Origin of the sequence: Curtobacterium sp. MCBD17_003, assembly GCF_003234885.2 — a bacterium.
Taxonomy (GTDB): domain Bacteria; phylum Actinomycetota; class Actinomycetes; order Actinomycetales; family Microbacteriaceae; genus Curtobacterium.
The window spans coordinates 2,648,257-2,671,014 of sequence record NZ_CP126275.1; the positions used below are offsets into that span (position 1 = coordinate 2,648,257).

A 22,758-nucleotide genomic window follows, 5' to 3' on the forward strand; every position below is an offset into this window, starting at 1 on the left:
CGGGACCGATCCTAGCGAGCGGGGTCACTCGAGCGGTCGGAAGGCGAGGTCCTCGAGGGTGCTGTCGGTGTCCACCGTCGCGAAGGCGGTGAACCCCGCGGCGGCGAGCCCGGCCAACAGGTTCTTCATGTTCTTGGTCCGGCGCTCGAGGCGCACCCGGGCGTGGCCGGCCAGGACCTCCTGCTTGAGCGCGGCGAGGCGGGCGGGCGGGACGTCGCGGTCGTGGACGAGCACGACGGCGTCGGCGGTGGCGTCCTCGGGCAGCGTCACGAGGTCGACGAGGCGCTCGAACCCGAGCGAGAACCCGACCGCGGGGACGTCCTGGCCGAGGAAGCGCCCGATCATGCCGTCGTACCGCCCACCACCGCCGAGGCTGTACCCGAAGTCGGGGTGCGCGACCTCGAAGATGGTGCCCGTGTAGTACCCCATGCCCCGGACGAGCGTCGGGTCGAACTGCAGTCGCACGCCGGGCAGGGCCGCACGCAGGGCCTGCAGGTCCCCGAACGCCTCGGCGTCGAGCCAGTCGGCGCCCACGACGCTGTCCCAGTCGGCCGTCGCGAGGTCGCGCAGCACGGCCTCGAGCTCGGAGGCGTCGTGTCCGGCGAGCCCCGGCAGTGCCACGAGTTCGCGCGCGACGCCGTCGGGGCCGATCTTGTCGAGCTTGTCGACGACGACGAGGGCGGCGTCGGCATCGGGCCCGTCGACGCCCCACGAGCCGAGCAGCGCCACGAGGATCCGCCGGTCGTTGACGCGGATGGTGGTCCCGGTGATGCCGAGGGCGTCCACGGCGTCGGTCGTCGCGCGGATGAGTTCGATCTCGGCGAGCGGCCCGGCCTCGCCGAGGATGTCGATGTCGCACTGCACGAACTGCCGGTAGCGGCCCTTCTGCGGACGCTCCGCGCGCCAGACGGGCGCGATCTGCACGGACCGGAACACCGACGGCAGCTCGGAGCGGTGACTCGCGTAGAACCGGGCGAGCGGGACCGTGAGGTCGAACCGGAGTCCGAGGTCGGCCAGGTCGAGCGGCGCCTCGGCGACGCGGAGGTCCTCGACGGTGAGCCCCCGACGCATCACGGCGAAGGCCAGCTTCTCGTTGTCGCCGCCGAGGCCCGCGTGCAGCCGCGAGGCGTCCTCGACGACGGGGGTCTCGATCTCGTCGAAGCCGTGGCGCGTGTACACGCCACGGATCACGCCGAGCACGTGGTCACGGCGCGCCTTCTCGGCTGGGAGGAAGTCCCGCATCCCGCGGGGAGCCGTCACGACAGTCGCCATGGCCCCATCTTCGCAGAGCGCTTGCCGCCGCGCCGTCGGCGATGATATGCTGTATTCCAGTCGATCACCGCTCCACTGATCCATCACGGTGGTCGATCGTCCGCCCTCGTGGCGGGCCGCGGGGGGCCAGTGCTGCGGACTCCCGCGTCCGGCGTGGCGGCTGCGTGCCGCGGTCGCCGCGCGGAGGGCGCCCTCCTTTTCGGGTTGGGAGGGCGCCCTCACCTCGTCGTGTCGCCATGCGTCCGACGCCCGGGCCCCCAGGTCGCGCTCGGAGCCCCGCTGCATTCAGCGCGACCGCTCGCGCTCCGTCGCGCGGCCAGCCGCCTCGAGCGCGACGACCGCAGCGCGGAGGCTCGCCACCGGATCGACCCCGTCCGCCCGGGCCGCCGCGATCCGGTCGAGGAGCTCACCGCCCCACGCGGGGTCGACGGCACCGTGACCGTCCGAGCCGTCGGTCACCCCGGGCGTACGGTCCTGCCGAGCGGTGTCCGCGACGGCCTGCGCGAGGGGCACGGCACCGAGGCCGTGCTCGTCGATCCGCTCGAGGAGCTTCACGGACCGCTCGAGTGGGGGCATCGCCCGGGGCACGCCGTCGAACACGCTCGTGCGCGCTGCCTTCTCGGCCGACTTCGCCGCGCGCCACACCCGGACCACGTCGGCGAACGTCTCCGCGCGCTCGTCGCCGAACACGTGCGGATGGCGGCGGACCATCTTCTCGCGAGCGTGCTCGGCGACGTCGGCGAGCGTGAACGCGCCGCGACGCTCGGCGATCCCCGCGTGGAGCACGACCTGGTACAGCACGTCGCCGAGCTCCTCGCGGATCTCGACGTCGTCGTCCACGTCGATCGCGTCGACGAGCTCGTACGACTCCTCGACCGCGTACGCCGCCAGGCTCCGGTGGGTCTGCGCTCGGTTCCACACGCAGCCGTCCGGCGCGAGCAAGCGATCGACCACCGCGGCGAGGGCCTGGACGGCTGCGGCTCGGTCGGCGGGGTCGGCCTGGTCCTCCTGATGCGGGGTCATGCTCCATCGTCGCACCGACGCTCGCCCAGCACGGCGGTCCCCGGCGGTAGGCTGACCGGGGCGTGTCGGGAAGTCTGGTCGACGGACCATCGATCGACCCCAACGAGACGGAGTCACCGTGCCCGCCATCGTCCGCTCCGAGCGCTTCAGCGCCGTCGCCCTGCTCACCGCCGCGGTCCTCGGACTCGCCGCCGCGAACTCCCCCCTCGGGCCACGACTCGAGCACCTGCTGGCGCTCCACACACCCTGGTCCGCGGTCGGACTCGACCTGTCGATCGCACACTGGGTCAGCGACGGGCTGCTCGTCGCGTTCTTCCTGCTCATCGCGATCGAGCTCAAGCACGAGCTGACGATCGGGCAGCTGTCGGATCCCCGGACCGCGATCGTGCCCGCGATCGCCGCCGTCGGGGGTGTCGTCGTGCCGGCGGTGCTCTACCTGGCGGTCACGCAGGGCAGCGGGCTCGAACACGGCTGGCCGATCCCCACCGCGACCGACATCGCGTTCGCGCTCGGGATCCTCGCGATCTTCGGCCGCGGGCTGCCGTCACGCCTCCGGGTGTTCCTCCTGGCGCTCGCGGTGCTCGACGACCTCATCGCGATCGTCATCATCGCGGTGGTCTTCGCGCACGGCACCGACCTGGGACTCCTCGGGCTGGCGGTCGTGGCCCTCGCGGCGTTCGCGGTGCTGGCCCGGTCCCTGCGCCGCGTCGGGCGCGCCCGGCCGTGGATCGTGGTCGGCCTCGTCGTGCTCGGCGTCGTCACGTGGTGGCTCGTCCTGCACTCGGGGGTCCACGCGACGATCGCCGGGGTGGCACTCGGGCTGGTGCTCCCCCGGCGCGCCGGGCACACGGTCCGGCACGCTGTCGAACCCTGGTCGAACGGGGTCGTCCTGCCGGTGTTCGCGTTCACCTCGGCCGCGGTCGCCGTGCCCGCGGTGGGGTTCGGTGCGCTGTCGCCGGCGTTCTGGGCGATCGTGCTCGCACTCCCGGTGGGCAAGGTCGTCGGCATCACGCTCTTCGGCGGGGTCGCGACCCAGGTGTTCCGGCATCCTGAGCGCCCGACGCTGTCGCTCTCGGCGGTCGCCACCGTCGGCGTCCTCGGCGGGGTCGGGTTCACCGTCTCGCTGCTCATGAACGAACTCGCGTTCGTGCGCACGCCGCGGGTCGCGGACCAGGGCACACTCGCGGTCCTCGTCGGCTCGGGCGTCGCGATGGTGGCGTCGGCCGTCGTCGTCGCGCTCGGGGCACGCCGTGCGCGGTCCGAGCGCGCGGCCGCTCCGGGCGCGCCCTGACCAGAGCACGATCCGGCAGTTCCGCCGCGGGTCCGGCCGGACGGGAGGCGCGGGGCGGGCCCGTACCGTGCCTCCCGACCGGCGGTCCCGCCCCCGCCTACGCGGCCGGCGCCTGCTCGGGCACGTTGGCGCCGTAGATCGCCGTGAGGATCGACTCCACCCAGTCGATGAGCGCATCGTCCGGTAGCGGCTCGCCGTTCCGCTTCGGGAGCGGGATGCTCGTCGCGTTCTGCTGGGCGAACCACCGCGACCCCGGGAACATGCGGGTGAGCCGGACCTGCTGGGAATCGGCGAGCTCCTTGCCCGCGACCCGGAGGTTCGACCCCATCACGACGACGTCGGACAGGCCGACCTGCTGCGCCATGCGCCGGAGCCGCGAGACCTCGATGAGCGTCGTGACCGCCTTCGGGGGCGTGCCGTACCGGTCGGTGAGCTCGTCGAGCACCATGTCGATCGCGGCGTCCTGCGCCGAAGGAGCCGACGCGGCCGAGAGCTTCTGGTACGCCTCGAGCCGGAGACGCTCGCTCTCGACGTAGTCGTCGGGGATGCGGGCGTCGACCGGGAGCTCGAGGCGGAGTTCCGTCTGCCCCTCGGCGACGTCGCCGCGGAACTGCCCGACGGCCTCGCCGATCATCCGGAGGTAGAGGTCGAACCCGACCCCCGCGATGTGACCGGACTGTTCGCCACCGAGCAGGTTGCCCGCTCCGCGGAGCTCGAGGTCCTTGAGGGCGACCTGCATGCCCGCACCGAGCTCGTTGTTCGCCGCGATGGTCTCGAGGCGGTCCTGCGCGGTCTCGGACAGGGGCTTGTCGGCGTCGTAGAGGAAGTACGCGTACCCGCGCTCGCGCCCGCGGCCGACACGACCCCGGAGCTGGTGCAGCTGCGACAGCCCGTACTTGTCGGCGCGGTCGATGATGAGGGTGTTCGCGTTCGCGATGTCGAGGCCGGTCTCGATGATCGTGGTCGACACGAGGACGTCGAACTTGCGCTCCCAGAAGTCGACCATCACCTGCTCGAGGGCCTGCTCGGACATCTGGCCGTGCGCGACCGCGATCCGGGCCTCGGGCACGATCTCGGCGAGGTGCGCGGCGGTGCCCTGGATGTCCTTGACGCGGTTGTGCACGTAGAACACCTGGCCCTCGCGGAGCAGCTCCCGCCGGATCGCCGCCGCGACCTGCATGTCCGACTGCGGCCCGACGAAGGTCAGGATCGGATGGCGGTCCTCGGGCGGGGTGGCGAGGGTCGACATCTCGCGGATGCCGGTCACGGCCATCTCGAGTGACCGCGGGATCGGGGTCGCGCTCATGGCGAGGACGTCGACGTTCGTCTTGAGCTTCTTGAGCTGGTCCTTGTGCTCGACGCCGAAGCGCTGTTCCTCGTCGATGATCACGAGGCCGACGTCCTTGAACTGCACCTGCTGGGACAAGATGCGGTGCGTCCCGATCACGATGTCGACCGTGCCGTCGGCGAGGCCCGCGATGGTCTCCTTGGATTCCTTCTCGGTCTGGAACCGGCTCAGGGCGCGCAGGTGCACGGGGAACCCGGCGAAGCGTTCCTGGAAGGTCTCGAAGTGCTGGCGGACCAGCAGCGTGGTCGGCACGAGGACCGCGACCTGCTTGCCGTCCTGCACGGCCTTGAACGCGGCGCGGATCGCGACCTCGGTCTTGCCGTAGCCGACGTCGCCGGACAGCAGGCGGTCCATCGGGATCGGCCGCTCCATGTCGGCCTTGATCTCGTCGATCGTGGTGAGCTGATCGGGCGTCTCGGCGAACGGGAAGGCTTCTTCGAGCTCGCGCTGCCAGGGGGTGTCCGGCCCGAAAGCGTGGCCCTTCGACGCCATCCGCGCCGAGTAGAGCTTGACGAGCTCCACCGCGATGTCGCGGACCGCCTTGCGCGCCTTGCTCTTGGCCGACGCCCAGTCGCTGCCGCCCATCTTGCTGAGCGTCGGGGCCTCGCCGCCGACGTAGCGCGAGAGCTGGTCGAGCTGGTCCGTCGGCACGTAGAGCTTGTCGCCCGGGTACCCGCGCTTCGATGGCGCGTACTCGAGCACGAGGTACTCGCGCTGCGTCTTGACCGCGTTCCGACCACCCGACGAGACCTCGCGCGAGACGAGCTCGACGAACTTGCCGATCCCGTGCGTGGTGTGCACGACGACGTCACCCGGCTTGAGCTGCAGGGGGTCGACGACGTTCTTCCGGCGGCTGGCGAGCTTCTTCACCTGCCGGGCTCCCTGCTGGGCGCTCCGGCCGTAGAACTCGGCCTCGGACATCACGAGCAGGCGGAGCTCCGGCACGGCGAACCCGTGCTCGACCGACGCGGTCGTGAGCAACACGGCGCCGGGCTCCGGAGGCTCGGTGACGTCCTCGACCCGGGCGGCGACGCCGGCGTCCGCGAGGACCTGCACGGCACGCTCGACCAGACCGGCGCCCTGCGCGGTGACCACGACGGACCAGCCGTCCCGCGTGCGCTCGGCGACGTGCTCGAGCGCGCCCTCGGCGCTGCCGGTGAAGCTCGGGACGGTCTCGGCGGGCACCCGGAGGTAGTCGCCCGCCGACTCGACCGCCTGCTCGTCGGTGAGGTCGGCACCGGAGTCGAACGGCGACACCGTCCACCAGGTGCGGTCGCCACGGGACTGCTTGAGCGCCCCGAGGGACAGGAAGTTGCCGGCGTCGAGGTCGATGGGGGCCTGCGCCCCGGCGGTCGCCGCACTCCAGGCGGCCTGCAGGAACTCCTGGTTCGTCTCGGCCAGGCTGTGCGCCCGGGCGACGACACGCTCGGGCGAGAACACCGCGACGACCGCCGAGGACGGCAGGTAGTGGGTGACGGGCACGAGGCGGTCGACCAGGGCGGGCGCGAGGGACTCCATGCCCTCGACCGGGATGCCCTCGGCGATCTTGGCGAGCATCTGGGACAGGCTCGGGAACTCGTGGAGCATCTCGCGCGCCCGCTGCCGGACGCTCTCGCCGAGCAGGAGCTCGCGGCTCGCGGTGAGCTCCACCTGCCCGAGGTCCTCGTCCGTCGAGCGCTGGTCCGCGACGCTGAACGCCTTGATCGCGTCGATCTCGTCGCCGAAGAAGTCGATGCGGACCGGGTGGTCGGCCGTCGGAGGGAAGACGTCGAGGATGCCGCCGCGGACCGCGAACTCGCCACGGCGGGACACGAGGTCGACCCGGGCGTAGGCGAGGTCGACGAGGGCGCCGGCGAGCTGCGTGAGGTCGTTGCCCCGCGAGTTTGTCCGGAGCACCAGGGGTGCCATCGCGGTCATGTTGTCTGCGATGGGCTGGAGCGCGGCACGCACGCTCGCCACGACGACGATCGGCCCACGGGGTTCGCCCCGGTCGGCGGCGGCCTGCCAGTCGGCGAGGCGCCGCAGGGTGTTGATGCGCGTGCCGACCGTCTGCGCGCTCGGGCTCAGGCGCTCGTGCGGCAGGGTCTCCCACGCGGGGAACTCGAGGACCTCGGCCTCGGGCACGTAGCACCGGACGGCGTCACGCACGCCCTCGGCCTCGCGCCCGGTGGCGGTGATCACGAAGGCGCACTGCGGGCCGTCCCGCTCGGCGAGCAGCGCTGCCAGCAACGGGACGCGGAGGCCGTCGACGACGGAGAAGTCGGCGTCACGCGGGGCGGCGGCGAGGACACGATCGAACGCGGAGGCGCGCGAGAGCGCAGGGATGATGCCCGAGATCGTCACTCATCCGATAGTACCGGCGCCCTCCGACAGGCGATCCGGCCCGCCGCGTGCTGTGGGCGAACGGGAGGGAGGCGGCGGGCGCACACCGAGCCTCCCGGTCGTCCTACGACGGTCAGGCCGGCGCGTGGAACCGCTGCTGCGCGGCGAGGAGGCCGTCGGTCGCGATCGCCTCGACCGCGTCGGCGGCCTCGGCCAGGAGCGACGGCAGCACCTTGCGCTCGGTCGACGAGAAGTCGCGGAGCACGTAGTCGGCCGGGTCCTGCCGACCGGGCGGGCGGCCGATGCCGACGCGGACCCGCGCGAACTCGTTCGTACCGCAGGCCTTGATGATGTCGCGGAGCCCGTTGTGCCCGCCGTGCCCGCCACCGGATTTGAGCCGGAGCGTGTCGAACGGCAGGTCGAGCTCGTCGTGCACGACGACGAGCTCGGCGGGCGTCAGACCGTAGAACGACAGGGCAGCCGACACCGGGCCGCCGGACGTGTTCATGAACGACGCGGGCTTGGCCAGGATGAGCTTCGGCCCACCCGGGGCCGTGCGGCCCTCGGCGACCTGCGCGGGGGTCTTGTGCTTCCGGAAGGTCGCACCGATCCGCACCGCGAGGTCGTCGAGGACCATCTGTCCGACGTTGTGCCGGTTGCCGGCGTAGTCGGGCCCGGGGTTGCCGAGCCCGACCACGAGCAGCGTTCGTTCCGCCATGGGCGTCGGGAGGCTCGCGGACTACTCCGCGGCGTCCTCGCCGGCCTCGTCGCCCTCGTCACCGGCGCCGCGGGGCGTGCTGATGCTGACGACCAGGGCCTCCGGGTCGGTGTCGAGCTCGGCGCCCTCGGGGAGCGTGATGTCCGAGGCGTGCAGCTGGGCACCGTCCTCGAGGCCCGTGACGTCGACGACGACGTGCTGCGGGATGTTCGTCGCGAGGACGACCAGCGACAGCGTGGACTCGTCCTGCACGTGGATGGTGCCCGGAGCCGACTCGCCCTCGACGACCACGGGGACCTCGACGGTGACCCGCTCGCCCTGACGGAGCACGACGAGGTCGATGTGCTCGATGATCTGCCGCACCGGGTCACGCTGGACGTCCTTGACGAGCACGAGCTGCGTGGCGCCCTCGATGTCGAGCTCGATGATCGCGTTCGCGCGGCGGACGACGAGCATCGTGTCGTGCCCGGGCAGCGTGACGTGCTGCGGGTCGGTGCCGTGACCGTAGACGACAGCGGGGATCTTGTCGGCGGCGCGGAGCTTGCGTGCCGCGCCCTTGCCGAATGCGGTGCGGTGCTCGGCGGCGAGCTGGTACTGGTCGGCCATGGTGGTGCCTCCTGGGTGGGGACGACCGCCATGCGGCCGTCGTCGGTCAGTGTGTTCGACTCGAACGCGTCACAGCGCCAGGAGGGCCCGTGATCCGGGGCCACCGCCGGTCACCCGCACGGAGCACGGGACCGGATCTCCTACCGCGTCGATCACGGCCGCGCCTGCGCACGACCCTCGCCGAAGTCCAGTCGGTCACTCTAGCGCATGTCGTGCGCCTCGTCCGCGCCGGGCGTCGGGAGCGCGGTCACGAACGCGTCGACCGCGGCGAACGTGGCGTCGGCGCGCTCGAGCTGCGGCAGGTGGCCCGCCGCCTCGACCACGACGAACCGCGCGTGGGGCAACGCATCCGCGAGCGCGGCCCCGTACGCGGGGGTGACGATGCGGTCGCTGTCACCCCACAGGACGAGCGCCGGGACCCGCACGTCGGCGAGCCGGGAGGCGAGGGTCGGGTCGGCCATGGCGGCCCCGCCCGCGTAGGTCCGGAGCGCGACCATGTTCGCCGCCTGGACGCGCCGGCGCTCGTCCGAGAGGGTCGCCGGGTCGAGGTACCCGCGCTCCGGGTCGTGCCAGGCGTACTCCGCCACCCCGCGCGCGTCGAGCGCGAAGAAGTCGCGCACCGGCTCGTCGGGCACCGTCACGCCCACCGCGTCGACGACGACGAGCGCGCCGACCGCGTCCGAGCCGCGCTCTGCCGCCTGGACGGCCATCTCGAGCGCGATCCAGCCGCCGAGCGAGTTGCCGACGAGCACGGCGTTCCGGGCGTCGCGCTGCTCGAGCAGGTCGAGGTACACGCCGGCGAGCGCCCGCACCGTGTCGAGGTCGTCCGGACGGTCGGTGCCGTTCCACCCCGGGTGCGTCGGTGCGATGACGTGGTGCGTCTCGGCGAGGTGCGCCACGAAGGGCGCCACCGTCGCGGGGCCGCCGCCGCCGTGCAGCACGAGGGCGAGGGGGCCGTCGGTGCCGCGTTCGTCGAGGGTGATGTCCATGGTGTCGCTCCTGTCTCAACATGTTTATCTAATGCTGCTGATACGGTAGCACCATGACGACGGACCTGCGACGACTCGGCCGGATGGTGAAACAGGCGCAGTGGCGTGACCACCGTGCGGTCGACGCGGCCCTGCACGGTGTCGGGACGACCCTCGCCCAGTGGGACGCCCTCCGCGCGATCGCCACCCGCCCCGGGGCCTCGGCGCACGCGCTCGCACTCGTGACGTTCCAGAGCGACCAGGCGTTCGGGACCCTCACGACGCGCATGGCCGCGCGGGCGCTCGTCGAGCGCCATCCCGGGGTGGGCCGCCGGGTTCGGTACGAACTCACCGCCGAGGGTGAACGGCTCCTCGCAGCGGGACAGGAGGCCGCGGACCGGACGCTCGCGACGCTGTTCGCGCCCCTCGACGAGGCGGACCGGGCGGCATTGACGTCGATCCTCGGCCGGCTGCTCGGCGAGGACGACGACGGGGGCAGCGCCGACGGCGATGGTGGTGCCGACGGTGGTGCCCGCGTGGGCTCGGACACGCCGGAGGACGACCGGTAACAGACGCGGGCTCAGCCCACCTCGCGCCGGTGCGCGCGGGCCCGCCGGAGCGCCGTCCGCGCCTCGTCCGCGCGTTCCTCCGCGGCGTCGCGATCGTCCTCGAGCCGCTGCGTCTCCCGTTCGGCGTCGTCGAGGTCCCGGCGGACCGCGGCGAGCTCCTCCTCGAGGTCGTGCCGGCGCCCCTCGAGGTCACGACGACGCTGGTCGGCGTCGTCGAGCGCGTCCTCGAGGCGCTCGAGGTCGTCGTCGGCGGTCCGGGCGGCGTCGCGTGCCGCCGCCTCGGCCGTCCGGGCCTCCTGGCGGACGCGGTCGTGGTCGTGGTCGTGGTCGTCGCCCTGCGTCGGACGGGAGGACCGGGGCGCGTCCGCCGGATGGCCACCGGTCGCGCGGCGCGGACGGCCGGTGCCCCCGCGCGGACGGCGGGGCGGCCTGGGCTCGGGCTCCGGCTCCGCGTCGGGCTCCGGCCCGGGCTCCGGCTCCGGCTCCGGCTCCGGCTCCGGCTCCGGCTCCGGCTCCGGCTCCGGCTCCGGCTCAGCCTCGGCGCCCTCCCCGTCGATGTCGGGCACCGCCTCGGGCACCGCCACGGCGCCGTCGAGGTCGACCGGCTCGAACCCGACGGCCTCGAGCGCGCGGACGAGCATCCCGGACCGCACGGCAGCACCCGCACGGGGGTCCGCCATGGCCGCCTCGACCGTCGCCCCGACCTGCTCGAGCACGACGTCCGACGGCTCGTGCCCGGCGTCGCGAGCCAGATCGGCCCCGGCATCCGTGAGCGACGCCACGAGCGAGGCCCGCTCGCGCCGGAGCCGGCTGATCGCCCGCGGGTCGGCCTGCTCCTGCGCAGCGCGGAGCGCCGGTCCGAGGTCGACCGCGTCGTCGAGGGCGCCCTGCGCCGCGAGCAGGTCGACGACCCACGCGGCGGGCGAGGGCTTGCGGAGCGCCTTCACGCCGTCCGACAAGGCCCGGTCACGCTTCCGGAGATCGCGTGCCCGCGCGGTCCGTTCGGCGACGAAGTCCTCGGGGCGTCGCCGGTACAGCTCGCGCGCGACGGCGGCGAGCTGCTCGGGGTCCATGCCGCCGAGTCTGCCCCGCGCCGCGACCGCCGGCTCGCGCCTCACCCGCCGGCTCGCGCCGCATCCACCGCTGCGGACGTCGCCGCCCTGCAGAGGGTGCCCCCAACCGGGTCGTGAGGCCGTGCGCGACCTGTCCGAGCGAATCGGATGCTGCGAACTCGTACAGGTAATTCGCCTGACCCCCGAACAGGTGACAGGGCGCTCCACGGACCCTCACATCCGCGCCCGGCAGTCAACAGGCGTGCCTGAGAATCAGCCGAATCCGGGGGTACGGAAAACCGTTACGTTTCTGGTCGCTCACGACCTTCAGGGAGGAACGAGCCCATGGACAACACGGACCCGACCATGAACGAGACCACGACGAGCGGAACGAACCGCTCGGCCCGACGCCGCGTGCGCTGGGCGCTCCCGGTGACGGTCGCCGCAGTGGCGTCGTCGGTGGCGCTGATGGCATGTGCGCTGCCCCAGGGCGGCACCACCGCCGACGCTGCGACCACCGCCTCCTCGAAGCCGAGTGCCACTGCCGCCCCCGCGGCGGCGTCGCCCGCGCCGACGACGGCCACCCCGGTAGTGCGGGCGGACCTTGCGTCGCCCGCCCCGCGCACCATCACCGCGACCACGGCCGCCGCGAGCGCGTCGGCGGTGCCGGCGTCGGCAGTGACGGCCACGACCGCCGCAGCATCCGGGATCGTGCACGGCAAGGGCATCTCGCCCGGCGGCCTGTACGAGTCGGAGATCAACACGATGTCCGCCAGTGGAGCGCGCTCGGTGTTCCAGGACATGCGCTCCGCGGGCGTGCAGTGGGTCCGGCTCGACTACAACTACGCCGGCAACCCCACCGGGCACGGCGGCGCCTCCGACCAGACGATCACGCAGGCCCGCATGGCGGGTCTCAACGTCGAGGTCATCTTCGGTGACGGCACGGCATCCATGCCGGAATCCGCCGGGTACTCGGCGCAGAACGGCTGGATGACCTACTCGGTGCGGCGCCTCGCGGCCGGGGGCATCCACGACTTCGAGATCGGCAACGAGGTCAACCTCGGCTGGACGTGGGCGGGCGGCCACGCGAACCCCGCTGCCTACGCCGGTCTGCTGCGCACGGTGTACCCCATCATCCACCAGGCCGACCCGCAGGCCACCGTGCTCATGGCGGGCATGGCACCGTTCGGGCGGCAGGTCTCGGGGAGCGGCCCCCAGGGCAACGACTACAACCCCATCGACTTCATCCGCCAGATGTACTGGAACGGTGCGGCGGGCTGGTTCGACGCCGTCAACCTGCACCCGTACACCTACCCGGTGATGCCGATGACCGCGGACGGCGGCTACAACCTGCTGTCCGTCCTGCCGGACCTGCTCGCCGTCATGCGCCAGTACGGGGACGGTTCGATGCCGATCTGGTGGACCGAGAGCGGCATGCCGACCGGCTCGGACGGCAACTACCCGGCGTTCTCCGTCGCACAGCAGCAGGAGACCATCAAGGAGCTGTACCAGATCGCCGCGCAGTACCCGCAGGTCGGGCCGGTGTTCCTCTACGGCTGGCAGGACGACGGCCAGGACGGCGACTTCGGGCTCTACACCTGGTCACACCAGCGCAAGGCGTCCTTCGACACCTTCGCCGGGATCGCCGCCCAGTAGCGACATCGAGCGACGTCCTCCGCGGGGTCACCAGTCGTGCACGGTGCCGTCCGCCAGGCGGTTGTATGGCAGGTACGCCTGCTCGTACGGGTACTTCCCCGCCTCGTCGACGTCGAGGTCCACCCCGATGCCCGGCTGGTCGCCCGGGTGGAGCAGACCGTCCTCGAACGTGAAGGACTGCTGGAACACGGCGTTCGTCCGAGCCCCGTGCTGCATGTACTCCTGGATCCCGAAGTTGTGGATCGCGAGGCCGAGGTGCATCTGGGCCGCCATCCCGACCGGTGAGATGTCGGTCGGCCCGTGGAACCCGGAGCGGATCTGGTACTGCGCGGCGTACTCGACGAGCTTCCGCAGGTGGCTGATCCCGCCGGTGTGGGTGACCGCGCTCCGGACGTAGTCGATGAGTTGCTCGCGGATGATCTGCTGGTAGTCCCAGAGCGAGTTGAACACCTCGCCGATCGCGAGCGGTGTCGTGGTGTGCTGGCGGACGAGCCGGAGGGCCTCGGGGTTCTCGGCCGGGGTGCAGTCCTCGAGCCAGAACAGGTCGTACGGCTCCAGGGACTTGCCGAGCTGCGCGGCCTGGATCGGGGTCATCCGGTGGTGGGCGTCGTGGAGCAGCGGCAGCTCGGGCCCGAACTCGTTCCGCACGGCCTCGAACACGGTGGGCACGTGGCGCAGGTACGACCGGGTGTCCCAGTCCTCCTGCGCCGGCAGGGCCCCGCGCTGCGCGGGCTCGTGGTCGTACCGGACGCCCTGGTCGCCGTCGAGCCGGGCGTTCGACGCGATGCCGTAGATGCTCTTGAGCCCCGGCACGCCGGTCTGCACGCGGATCGACCGGTAGCCCTGCTCCTGGTGTTCCCGGATCGAGTCGAACAGCTCCGGCAGGTCCTTGCCCGACGCGTGTCCGTACGCCATGAGCCCCTCACGCGAGGCGCCGCCGAGCAGCTGGTACAGGGGCATGCCAGCGGCCTTGGCCTTGATGTCCCAGAGCGCGATGTCGACCGCGGCGATGGCGGCCATCGTCACGGGACCGCGACGCCAGTACGCCCCGCGGTACAGGAGCTGCCAGGTGTCCTCGATGCGCGAGGCGTCGCGGTCGATGAGCATCGGCACGACGTGGTCACGCAGGTACGACACGACGGCGAGCTCTCGGCCGTTCAGCGTCGCGTCCCCGAGACCGGTGATGCCGTCCTCGGTCGTGAGCTTCAGGGTGGTGAAGTTCCGGTCCGGGCTCGTCACCACGACCTCGGCCTTCGTGATGCGCATCCCCCGCGCACCCCGGGTGGAGCGCGTGGAGGGGAGGTCGGTGGCGGTCATGCGGTCGCTCCTCGTGTCGGATCGACGGCCTCGTCGCCGTCGTCGCTGTCCATCATGGTCCTGATGCGGGTCGCCGCCGCGGTGATCGCGGCCACGACCGGGTCGGTGTCGAGGTCCGGGTCGAGCACCGCCAGCACGTCGTGCACGTCGGCGTCCGGGGCGGGGGCGCCGTCGTCCGACACGAGGTCGGCCTGCAGGGCGCAGTGCAGCCACCACGCCGCGACGACCGTCGCCGTGCCGGGTCCGACGCCGGTGTCCGGATCGCGCGCGAGTCGCCGTCGCAGGGGGTCGACGATCCGCACGGGGAGCTTGCGCGAGCCGTCGCTCGCGATCTGTCGCAGCGTGTGGCGGATCCGCGGGTTCGCCCACCGCTCGAGCATCGCCGCACGCGCGGCGGCGATCTCGTCGGCCGGGAGGCGCACCTCGGCTCCGGCCTCGTCCCACAGCTGGTCGACGCGGCCGCGGCAGCGCGAGTCGGCGATCGCTTCGGCCACCGTCGTGTGCCCGAGCAGGAGGCCGAGGTAGGCGAGCAGCGAGTGCGCGGCGTTGAGGAGCCACAGCTTCCGCTGCTCGTACGGCTCGACGTCGTCGACGATGCGGACCCCGGCACGCTCCCATGGCGGCCGGTCCCCCGCGAAGCGGTCGGCGAGGACCCACTCGGCGAACGGCTCGGTGACGACCGGCACGCGGTCGTCGGGCACCGCGCCGGGCAGCTCCTGGACGGCGGCGCGGTCCTCGTCGGTCGTGGCCGGGGTGATCCGGTCGACCATGGCGTCGGGGAACGTCACGTTCCGGTCGATCCAGGCGAGGAGGTCCGGGTCCGCCCCGACCGCCTCCCGCACGGCACCGGCGAGGACCCGGCCGTTCCCGGCGAGGTTGTCGAGGCTGACGAGCGTGAGGGGGCCGCCCGCCGCGGTCGCCCGCGCCCGGAGGCCGTCGACGAGCCGGTCCGCGACGCCGGACCCCGGCCGGTAGCCGGCCTCGGTGACGGTGAGCGTGACGATCGCCGTCGTCGGGGACGCGAGGGCGGTCCTCCAGGCCGATGTGTCGGACCCGGGGTGCGCGGCGACGACGACGTCCATGGCGGTCGCGGTGTCGCCGTCGCCCGCGCGCTCGACGAGCGTGTACCGGCAGTCCTGCGCCGTGAGCGTGGTGGCGGCGTCGGGTGACCGCCCGGTGAAGCCGACGATGCCCCAGGCGCGTCCGTCGTCGTCGGTGCCGGCGCGTTGCGTGTACCAGGCGAGGTGGGCGCGGGCGAACGCACCGATCCCCAGGTGGACGATGCCCGGTCGGCGGTCGGGTGTGGTGCCGCCCGTCACGGGGTGTCCGTCGACACGAGCGAGCGGAGGAACGCGAGGTCGTCGGCCGTGCGGTCCACGAGGGGCAGCTCGGTCGAGAAGTCCTCGACCGTGACCCAGCCGTCGTACCCGACGGTCCGCAGGTCGGCGAGGTAGTCCGCGACGGACTCCTGCCCGGTCCGGAGCGTGGCCCACTCGTGCACCCACACCGTGCTGCCGTCCGCGCGTCGGTCGTCGGTCGGCACCCAGCGGACGTTCTTGACGTGCACGTGCGCCAGGTAGGGGCCGAGCAGCTCGAAGGCGGCGAGGTGGTCCTCACGTCCCTCGATGACGAGGTTGCCGAGGTCGTGGATGACCCCGACGTGCGCGGGGTCGAGACCGTCGACGAGCCGGAGCGCCGCGGACGCCGACGCGGTGATCGTGCCGTGGTGGAGCTCGACGAGCGCCTGCACGCCGAGCTCCGCGGCCCGCGCGGCGATCCACTCGAGGTCGGCGCGCGTGCGGTCGAACAGCTGCGGGTACGGGGTGCCCGTCCGGGTGTGCGGCATCGTGACCCGGACGCGCTCGGCCCCGAGCTCCGCGGTGGCCCGGAGCATCCGCAGGACCGCGTCGTGGTCCGACGCCTGCTGGTACCCGCCGATGCCGGAGTACGCGAGCCCCGAGCCGGCGGTCACGCGCGCGATCTGCCCGAGCCGGTCCTCCAGGCCCGTGAACGGCCAGGTGGCACGGTTGCCGGCCCAGAACCCCGGTGCGCCCTGGGCGTCCGGTTGGTCCGTGACGCGCCACTCGACGCCGTCCCAGCCCTGCGCGGCGAGCATCGACACGGCCTGGTCGGGGCTCCACTCCGGCGTCGCCGCCGTGAACACCGAGAACCTCATGCGAGCACGCTCCCCGGGCCCGGGCCGACCATGGGTTCGACGTCGTCGTACCGGCCGATCAGGACGTCGTCGACACGGACCGGCACGCCGAGCGTCGCCGACACGTACAGGGCCCGCACGGTCGCCAGGGACAGCAGGGCGGCCTCGACCGTTACCCCGGGCTCGCGCCCGTCGCGGATCGCGTCGACGAGGTCGTCGTACTGCCGAGCGTGGCCGTGGAGGAACGCATCCGGCTCCGACGGGCCGCCGACGACGTGCTCGGGCGGCACCACCTCGGCCCGCTGGTCCGTGGCACCCGCGACGGCCTGGGCGCCGCTCGTCGTCGACGCGGACACCAGGGCCGCGTCGTCGGGCGCCATGTGGAAGAAGGCGAGTCGGTCGTCGTCGACGATCGCCGAACCGCGCGTGCCGTGCACCTGGTACCGCGCGGACAGCCCCGGGTAGGCGGCCGTCGTGCAGTGGACGACGGCGAGGGCGCCACCGTCGAACAGGACCGTCGCGACCGCGGTGTCCTCGACCTCGATCCGCTCGTGGGCGAGTCGACCGGTACGCGCCGACACCTCGACCGGGCGCCCGAGCGTCCAGACGAGCAGGTCGACGGTGTGCACACCCTGGTTCATGACCGCGCCACCGCCGTCGAGCGCCCAGGTACCCCGCCAGTCGCCGGAGTCGTAGTAGCCCTGCGAGCGGTACCAGGCGACGCTCGCGACGCCGCTCGTGAGGGTGCCGAACCCGCCCGAGTGCGCGGCCCGGGCCACCGCGACCGAGGCCGGGTCGAACCGGTGCTGGCTCACGACGGACACGACGAGCCCCCGGTCGCGAGCGGACGCGGCGAGCGCCGCGAGCTTCCGTGCCCGCGGGATCGTCGTGTCGAGCGGCTTCTCGATGAGGACGTGCTTGCCGGCCGCGATCGCCGCGGTCGCGAGGTCGACGTGCATCCCGGACGGCGAGCAGATCGCGACGATGTCGATCGCCACGGCGTCGACGGCCTCGCGGATGGTCGTCGCCGTCAGGGGTCGCTGCACGCCGGTCGCGGTGATCTCGTCCGCCAGGGCCACGGCCGCCGCGGGGACGGCGTCGACGAGGCGACGAGGTCGAGGTCCGGGTGCTGTGCGGCGACACGGGCGTGGTGCTGGCCGATGACGCCCGCGCCGACGACGGCGAGGCGGAGCGGTGGGGCCGCGTCGGTGGGGCTGGTGCTCATCGCAGGGTGACTCCGATCTGTCGCGTGAGGTCCCGGAACGCGCGGGCGGCACGACCGAACGCGGCCGGTCCGCTCGATCCGCCGAGCCGGGTGGCACTCGCCAGGTGGGGCTCGAGGGAGGCGTGGCCGTCGTACCCGGCGTCGCGGAGCGCCGTCAGGGTCTCGCGGAGTTCGCCGTCGCCCTCGCCCGCGGGGACGACCGTGCCGTCGGCGGCCAGGGCGTCCTTGACCTGGAGGTAGACGACGTACGGGGCGAGGAGGCCCCAGCCGTCGGTGAACGGGCGCACCCCGCACTGGACGTAGTTCGCGTTGTCCCAGGCCAGGCGGAGCGCGTCCGATCCGACGGACTCCACCACGTCGAGCACCCGCTCGGGGACGTCGCCGTAGATGTCCTTCTCGTTCTCGTGCAGCAGTCGGACGCCCTCGCGCTCGGCGACGTCGGCGAGGGCCCGCATCCGCGTGAGGACCGCGTCGCGGACGTCCTCGGGGGTCTGCTCGGGCGACCGGTAGAACGAGAAGACCCGGATGTCCCGGGTCCCGAGGGCGTGCGCGGCGGCGATCGCCCGCTCGAGCCGCGCGACCTCGTGCTCGACGGGCAGGCCGACGTCGACCTTGCCGATCGGCGAGGCGACGGCCGAGACGGACTGGCCCCGGTCCTCCAGGAGGCGGTGCAGGCCGGCGAGCTGGTCCTCGTCGAGGTCCACGACGTTGACGCCCCACGCGCTGCGGACCTCGATCGCGCTCGCGCCGAGGGCCTGGAGCACGGCGACCTGGACGACCGGGTCGTCGTCGATCTCGTCGCCGAACCCGGAGAGGGTCCAGACGGGTGCCTCGGTCATGTCGTCCTCCACGCCTCATGCTGGACCGGTCGGGATGCGGCACCGCGGAGGGTCCGCACCGACCGGTGTCGATGCTGCCGCTGTGGCAACGGTGTGGCAACCCGTTGCCATCGCGTTGCCACGGGCCCTACGGTCGGTGGCACGACCGAGCGCGCGAGGAGGCCGTCACGTCCGAGATCCAGGAGCCCCGCCGCGTGACGATCCGGGACGTCGCGCGGGCGGCCGCGGTCGCGCCCTCCACGGTCTCGCGGGCACTGGCCCGGCCGGGTCGCGTCAACGCCGCGACGCGCACCCGCATCGAGGCCGCCGCGCGGGCCCTCGGGTACACGCCGCCGCGCAGCGACCGCGGCAGCCGGGATGTCGGGGCGGTCGCGGTCGTCGTGCCGGACGTGACGAACCCGTTCTTCTTCGACGTGATCCGCGGGGCACAGCACCGGCTCGCCGCGGCCGGCCGGACCCAGCTGCTCGTGGACACCGAGGAGTCCGCGGCGACCGAGGCAGCCACCCTCGGGGCGATCGCGTCGCGGGTGGACGGCGCGGTGCTCGCCGCCTCGCGCCTGAGCGACGGGGAGATCGCACGGTTCGCGGGCCTCCTGCCGGTCGTCGTCCTGAACCGGCGCGTGCCGTCCGTGTCGAGCGTGCTCATCGACACACCGGGCGGGGTCGGGCGGGCGCTCGAGCACCTCGTCTCGCTCGGACACCGGCACGTGCTGTACGTCGGCGGGCCCGAGAGCTCGTGGTCGAACGAGCGACGGTGGCGGGCGCTCGTCGCCGCCGCCGCGCGGCTGCGCGTCCGGGTCGACACGGCCGGGCCGTTCGCGCCGGTCGTCGACTCCGGTGCGGCCGCCGCGGACACCGCCGTCACCGCGGGGGTCACCGCGTGCATCGCGTTCAACGACCTCATCGCGATCGGGATGCTGCGCCACCTGCGGGAGCGGTCGGTGCGCGTGCCCGTCGACATGAGCGTCGTCGGGTGCGACGACATCTTCGGCGCCGACTTCTGCGATCCGCCGCTCACCACCATGACGTCGCCCATCGAACAGGCCGGACGCGTCGCCGTGACGATGCTGCTGCGGCGCATCGGCGGCGGTGTCCCGACCGACGCCGACGCCGCCGCCGCCGTCGCGGAGCACTCGACGGACTCGGTCGCCCTGCCCACCCACCTGACCGTCCGCGGGTCGACCGGTCCCGCCCCCGGCACCGAACGGAGTCCCGCATGACCAGCACCGACGCCCCCGCCGACACCGGCCGCCCGATGGTCCCGCACCCCGACCGCCTGTTCCCCGCCGACCCGGCGACGCGGTCCGTCGCCCGCCGCCTGTACGACGAGGTCGCCGAGGCCCCGATCCTGTCACCGCACGGACACGTGCCCGCCGAGGTGCTCGCCGACGACGAACCGTTCCCCGACCCGGCCGCGCTGCTCGTCACCCCGGACCACTACGTGCTCCGTCTGCTCCACGCCAACGGGGTGCCGCTCGACGCGCTCGGACGCGCGCCGGTCGACGGGACGGGTGTCGTGCCTCCCGGCCGTGCCGTCTGGCGGACGCTCGCCGAGCACTGGGACGACTTCCTGGCGACCCCGGTGCGCGCGTGGTTCGAGACCGAGCTGCACGACGTGTTCGGGCTGACGGAGGAGCCGTCCGGCGCGAACGCCGACGCCCAGTACGACCGACTGGCCACGGCCCTCCGCGACCCCGGGATGCGCCCCCGCGCACTGTTCGACCGGTTCCGGATCGCGGTGCTCGCGACGACCGACGACCCGACGTCCGACCTCGCCGCGCACGCCCGACTGGCGGCCGACCCGGCCTTCTCCGGGCGGGTCATCCCGACGTTCCGCGCCGACGCCGTCTTCGACCCGTCCCGCCCGGACTGGAGGGACGTGGTCGCGCGGATCGGCGAGGCCGCCGGCATCGACACGGGGACGCACGCCGGGTTGCTCGAGGCGCTCCGGGCCCGCCGCCGGTACTTCGTCGAACACGGTGCGACCGCGACCGACACGGGGGTCCTCGACGCCGGGTCCACGCCGCTGTCCCCGGTGGACCGAGAGCGCATCCACGCCGCCGCGCTCCGGGGGCCGACCGCGCTCACCCCGGACGACGCCACCGCGTACCGCCACGACATGCTGTACCGCTGGGCGGAGATGTCCTGCGACGACGGCCTCGTCATGCAGTTGCACGCGGGCGTGCACCGGGACCACCACCGGCCGTCGTTCGAGCGGTACGGGTCCGACGCCGGCCACGACCTGCCCGCGGTCGGCGGGTTCACCGCGCCGCTCCGCCCCCTGCTCGAGACGTTCGGCACCGTGCCGGGGTTCCACCTCGTGCTGTTCACCGTCGACGAGACCGTGTTCTCGCGCGAGGTCGGGCCGCTCGCGGGCTTCTACCCGGCCGTGTACGCCGGTGCGCCGTGGTGGTTCCTCGACACCCCCGGGGCGATGCGGCGGTTCCGCGAGGCCGTGACCGACTCGGCGTCGTTCGCCAAGACCTCCGGGTTCATCGACGACACCCGGGCGTTCTGCTCGATTCCCGCGCGGCACGACACCGCCCGGCGCGTCGACGCGGCGTACCTGGCCGACCTCGTGGTGACGCACCGGATCTCCGAGGAGGCCGCGGTGCGGACGGCGCACCGGCTCGTGTCGGACATCCCGCGCGAGGTCTTCAAGCTCTGACCGGGCCATGCCGGCGGGCCGCCGCCCGCCGACCCCCTCTCGCCCGCCCCCAACCATGAGATCGCAGTCGTTGCCGTTCTGAGGGGGGTCAGAACGGCAACGACTGCGATCTCACGGCCCCAGGTGGGGGGCGGGGGGCGGGGGGGGCGGCTACCGGGCGATGACCCTCGGGTCCGTCTCGTCGACGTCGACCGGGACGGCCGGGGCCTGCTCCTGCCGGGTCACCGCACCGCGGCCGGTCAGGAACGTGCCGAGGAACCCGATCACGAGCGCGACGACCACGCCGAGGTTCGCGTACGCCCAGGCGCCCTGGGTCCCGCCGAGTCCGAACGGGCCGAGCAGGTACCCCTGCCAGGACAGCCAGCCCGCGGCGGTGTTCGTGACGAGCCCCCAGCCCACGGCCGTGGCCACGACGAGGATCGCGATGCTGTCCCAGCGGACGTCGCCGTACCGCCCGCGGCGCGTGAACAGCTCCCGCTCGGCGTAGTCCCGCTTGCGGAGCACGAGGTCCGCGATGAAGATGCCCGCCCAGGCCGCGATCGGCACGCCGAGGGTGATGAGGAAGCCCTGGAACACCGTGATGAAGCTCCCCGAGACGAACACGATGTAGATCGTGCCGAGCGTCATGATCACGCCGTCGACGCCGACCGCGACGGGCCGCGAGACCTTGAGCCCGGCGTTGAGCAGCGCGAGCCCGGACGAGTAGATGTCCATGATCGCGCCGGACACGATGCCGAGCACCGCGGTCACGACGAACGGCACGAGGAACCACGTCGGCAGGATCCCCGCGAGCGCCCCCACGGGGTCGGTCCCGATCGCGGACTCGAGGTGCTTCGAGGACCCCGACACGAGCAGGCCGAAGACGAGCAGGACGGCGGGGCCGAGCGACGAGCCGAACGTCGTCCAGAACACGACGCCGCCGCTCGAGGCGCTCCGGGGCAGGTAGCGGGAGTAGTCGGCGGCCGCGTTCACCCAGCCGAGCCCGAACCCGGTCATGACGAACAGGAGCGCGCCGATCACGGCGGGCCCGTTCCCGGACGGCATCGCCATGACCTTCCCGAGGTCGACGTGCCCCGCGGCGAACACGATGTAGAGCACGGTGAGCACGCCCGCGATGATCGTGATCCACCGCTGGAGGCGCATGATGAGCTCGAACCCGAGCGTGCCGCCGAGGACGATGAGGGCGATGACGACGACGAGGGCCGCCACCTTCGTCACGACACCGCCGCCCCAGCCGAGGCGGTCGAACACGGTCGCGGTCGCGAGCACGGCCACCGCGGCGAGCGAGGTCTCCCACCCGACCGTCAGGATCCAGGACACGACGGACGGGAGGCGGTTCCCCCGCACCCCGAACACGCTGCGGCTCAGGGTCATGGTCGGGGCGGACCCTCGTTTGCCGGCGAGCGCGCTGAGCCCGCAGAGCACGTACGACAGCACGACGCCGAGGACGACGACGACCGTCGCCTGCCAGAACGAGATCCCGAACCCGAGGACGTACGCGCCGTAGCTGACGCCGAGGACACTCACGTTGCCCGCGAACCACGGCCAGAACAGGTCGCGCGGCTTGCCGCGCCGCTCGTGCTCGGCGATCTCGTTGATGCCGTTGCGCTCGACCGAGAGCGCGGATGCCGGGCTCGTGGTCGTGTCGTCGATGGTGCTCACGGTGCTCCTTCGGGGAGGGTGGTGCCGGAGGGGACGGGCGGAGAGGGGTGGGGCGGGGTGGCCGGCG

20 protein-coding genes are annotated in these 22,758 nt (G+C 73.1%); 5 read left to right on the plus strand and 15 right to left on the minus strand.

The window, feature by feature from the left end; all coding sequences use genetic code 11:
• Positions 1 to 24: 24 nt before the first annotated feature.
• The gene (gene hisS, locus DEI88_RS12460; RefSeq protein WP_111072736.1) at positions 25 to 1,272 is read right to left on the minus strand and encodes a histidine--tRNA ligase; all 1,248 of its coding nucleotides are present in this window, start codon (positions 1,270 to 1,272) and stop codon (positions 25 to 27) included.
• 285 nt (positions 1,273 to 1,557) lie between these two features.
• Entirely contained in the window at positions 1,558 to 2,295 is a 738-nt protein-coding gene (locus DEI88_RS12465; RefSeq protein WP_181441291.1) for a MazG family protein, read from the minus strand.
• 118 nt (positions 2,296 to 2,413) lie between these two features.
• Between DEI88_RS12465 and DEI88_RS12470 the strand changes: the two genes are divergently transcribed.
• Positions 2,414 to 3,586 (plus strand): Na+/H+ antiporter NhaA, encoded by a 1,173-nt coding sequence (locus tag DEI88_RS12470; protein ID WP_111072737.1) that lies wholly within the window; start codon positions 2,414 to 2,416, stop codon positions 3,584 to 3,586.
• Positions 3,587 to 3,683: 97 nt separating this feature from the next.
• On the opposite strand, the gene mfd is transcribed toward DEI88_RS12470, so the two are convergent.
• The 4 genes from mfd to DEI88_RS12490 form a co-directional block, all read right to left on the minus strand.
• On the minus strand, positions 3,684 to 7,277 hold the full coding sequence (mfd, locus tag DEI88_RS12475; RefSeq protein ID WP_111072738.1) for a transcription-repair coupling factor: 3,594 nt from the start codon (positions 7,275 to 7,277) through the stop codon (positions 3,684 to 3,686).
• 112 nt (positions 7,278 to 7,389) lie between these two features.
• Complete coding sequence (gene pth, locus DEI88_RS12480) at positions 7,390 to 7,974, minus strand: aminoacyl-tRNA hydrolase (protein WP_111072739.1); 585 nt, start codon at positions 7,972 to 7,974, stop codon at positions 7,390 to 7,392.
• 21 nt (positions 7,975 to 7,995) lie between these two features.
• Positions 7,996 to 8,580 carry a 50S ribosomal protein L25/general stress protein Ctc gene (locus DEI88_RS12485; RefSeq protein ID WP_111011437.1) on the minus strand — a complete coding sequence of 195 codons (585 nt, stop codon included), beginning with the start codon at positions 8,578 to 8,580 and terminating at the stop codon, positions 7,996 to 7,998.
• 200 nt (positions 8,581 to 8,780) lie between these two features.
• A complete protein-coding gene (locus DEI88_RS12490; protein ID WP_111072740.1) occupies positions 8,781 to 9,569 on the minus strand; it encodes an alpha/beta fold hydrolase in 789 nt (262 codons plus the stop codon).
• 53 nt (positions 9,570 to 9,622) lie between these two features.
• Between DEI88_RS12490 and DEI88_RS12495 the strand changes: the two genes are divergently transcribed.
• Positions 9,623 to 10,117, plus strand: a complete 495-nt coding sequence (locus tag DEI88_RS12495; RefSeq protein ID WP_111072741.1) for a MarR family winged helix-turn-helix transcriptional regulator — start codon at positions 9,623 to 9,625, stop codon at positions 10,115 to 10,117.
• Between the two features lie 11 nt (positions 10,118 to 10,128).
• Here the strand turns inward: DEI88_RS12495 and DEI88_RS12500 are convergent, their stop codons facing one another.
• Positions 10,129 to 11,190, minus strand: coding sequence for a coiled-coil domain-containing protein (locus tag DEI88_RS12500; RefSeq protein WP_181441292.1), 1,062 nt, complete (start codon positions 11,188 to 11,190; stop codon positions 10,129 to 10,131).
• Positions 11,191 to 11,471: 281 nt separating this feature from the next.
• Positions 11,472 to 11,858, minus strand: coding sequence for a hypothetical protein (locus DEI88_RS12505; RefSeq protein WP_111072743.1), 387 nt, complete (start codon positions 11,856 to 11,858; stop codon positions 11,472 to 11,474).
• Between DEI88_RS12505 and DEI88_RS12510 the strand changes: the two genes are divergently transcribed.
• Entirely contained in the window at positions 11,848 to 12,825 is a 978-nt protein-coding gene (locus DEI88_RS12510) for a hypothetical protein (RefSeq protein ID WP_111072744.1), read from the plus strand. The two genes, DEI88_RS12505 and DEI88_RS12510, sit on opposite strands and share 11 nt — an antisense overlap.
• Positions 12,826 to 12,852: 27 nt before the next feature.
• Here DEI88_RS12510 and manD read toward each other — a convergent pair whose 3' ends face one another.
• Genes manD through DEI88_RS12535 form a run of 6 tightly spaced genes read right to left on the minus strand, consistent with a single transcriptional unit; the run spans position 12,853 to position 18,361 of the window.
• Complete coding sequence (manD, locus tag DEI88_RS12515; RefSeq protein WP_111011447.1) at positions 12,853 to 14,091, minus strand: D-mannonate dehydratase ManD; 1,239 nt, start codon at positions 14,089 to 14,091, stop codon at positions 12,853 to 12,855.
• Between the two features lie 47 nt (positions 14,092 to 14,138).
• Positions 14,139 to 15,461 (minus strand): mannitol dehydrogenase family protein, encoded by a 1,323-nt coding sequence (locus DEI88_RS12520; RefSeq protein ID WP_111072745.1) that lies wholly within the window; start codon positions 15,459 to 15,461, stop codon positions 14,139 to 14,141.
• Complete coding sequence (locus tag DEI88_RS12525) at positions 15,458 to 16,318, minus strand: sugar phosphate isomerase/epimerase family protein (RefSeq protein WP_111072746.1); 861 nt, start codon at positions 16,316 to 16,318, stop codon at positions 15,458 to 15,460. Before DEI88_RS12525 ends, DEI88_RS12520 begins: the two co-directional genes overlap by 4 nt.
• A complete protein-coding gene (locus DEI88_RS12530) occupies positions 16,315 to 17,343 on the minus strand; it encodes a Gfo/Idh/MocA family protein (protein ID WP_349775200.1) in 1,029 nt (342 codons plus the stop codon). The genes DEI88_RS12525 and DEI88_RS12530 overlap by 4 nt, the downstream gene beginning before the upstream one ends.
• Positions 17,328 to 17,522 (minus strand): hypothetical protein, encoded by a 195-nt coding sequence (locus DEI88_RS16390; protein WP_349775201.1) that lies wholly within the window; start codon positions 17,520 to 17,522, stop codon positions 17,328 to 17,330. Before DEI88_RS16390 ends, DEI88_RS12530 begins: the two co-directional genes overlap by 16 nt.
• On the minus strand, positions 17,519 to 18,361 hold the full coding sequence (locus tag DEI88_RS12535) for a sugar phosphate isomerase/epimerase family protein (RefSeq protein WP_111072748.1): 843 nt from the start codon (positions 18,359 to 18,361) through the stop codon (positions 17,519 to 17,521). The genes DEI88_RS16390 and DEI88_RS12535 overlap by 4 nt, the downstream gene beginning before the upstream one ends.
• Positions 18,362 to 18,555: 194 nt before the next feature.
• Between DEI88_RS12535 and DEI88_RS12540 the strand changes: the two genes are divergently transcribed.
• A complete protein-coding gene (locus DEI88_RS12540) occupies positions 18,556 to 19,581 on the plus strand; it encodes a LacI family DNA-binding transcriptional regulator (RefSeq protein ID WP_349775202.1) in 1,026 nt (341 codons plus the stop codon).
• A complete protein-coding gene (gene uxaC / locus DEI88_RS12545) occupies positions 19,578 to 21,029 on the plus strand; it encodes a glucuronate isomerase (RefSeq protein WP_258375174.1) in 1,452 nt (483 codons plus the stop codon). The genes DEI88_RS12540 and uxaC overlap by 4 nt, the downstream gene beginning before the upstream one ends.
• A 150-nt stretch (positions 21,030 to 21,179) precedes the next feature.
• Here the strand turns inward: uxaC and DEI88_RS12550 are convergent, their stop codons facing one another.
• A complete protein-coding gene (locus tag DEI88_RS12550; RefSeq protein ID WP_258375175.1) occupies positions 21,180 to 22,691 on the minus strand; it encodes a purine-cytosine permease family protein in 1,512 nt (503 codons plus the stop codon).
• Positions 22,692 to 22,758: the final 67 nt, after the last annotated feature.

Coding starts and splice junctions, on each gene's coding strand:
- uxaC (WP_258375174.1), top strand. CDS start 19,578: ATGACCAGCACCGACGCCCCCGCCGACACCGGCCGCCCGATGGTCCCG.
- DEI88_RS12495 (WP_111072741.1), top strand. CDS start 9,623: ATGACGACGGACCTGCGACGACTCGGCCGGATGGTGAAACAGGCGCAG.
- DEI88_RS16390 (WP_349775201.1), bottom strand. CDS start 17,522: ATGAGCACCAGCCCCACCGACGCGGCCCCACCGCTCCGCCTCGCCGTC.
- hisS (WP_111072736.1), bottom strand. CDS start 1,272: ATGGCGACTGTCGTGACGGCTCCCCGCGGGATGCGGGACTTCCTCCCA.
- DEI88_RS12485 (WP_111011437.1), bottom strand. CDS start 8,580: ATGGCCGACCAGTACCAGCTCGCCGCCGAGCACCGCACCGCATTCGGC.
- DEI88_RS12500 (WP_181441292.1), bottom strand. CDS start 11,190: ATGGACCCCGAGCAGCTCGCCGCCGTCGCGCGCGAGCTGTACCGGCGA.
- DEI88_RS12525 (WP_111072746.1), bottom strand. CDS start 16,318: ATGAGGTTCTCGGTGTTCACGGCGGCGACGCCGGAGTGGAGCCCCGAC.
- DEI88_RS12490 (WP_111072740.1), bottom strand. CDS start 9,569: ATGGACATCACCCTCGACGAACGCGGCACCGACGGCCCCCTCGCCCTC.
- pth (WP_111072739.1), bottom strand. CDS start 7,974: ATGGCGGAACGAACGCTGCTCGTGGTCGGGCTCGGCAACCCCGGGCCC.
- DEI88_RS12535 (WP_111072748.1), bottom strand. CDS start 18,361: ATGACCGAGGCACCCGTCTGGACCCTCTCCGGGTTCGGCGACGAGATC.
- manD (WP_111011447.1), bottom strand. CDS start 14,091: ATGCGCATCACGAAGGCCGAGGTCGTGGTGACGAGCCCGGACCGGAAC.
- DEI88_RS12465 (WP_181441291.1), bottom strand. CDS start 2,295: ATGACCCCGCATCAGGAGGACCAGGCCGACCCCGCCGACCGAGCCGCA.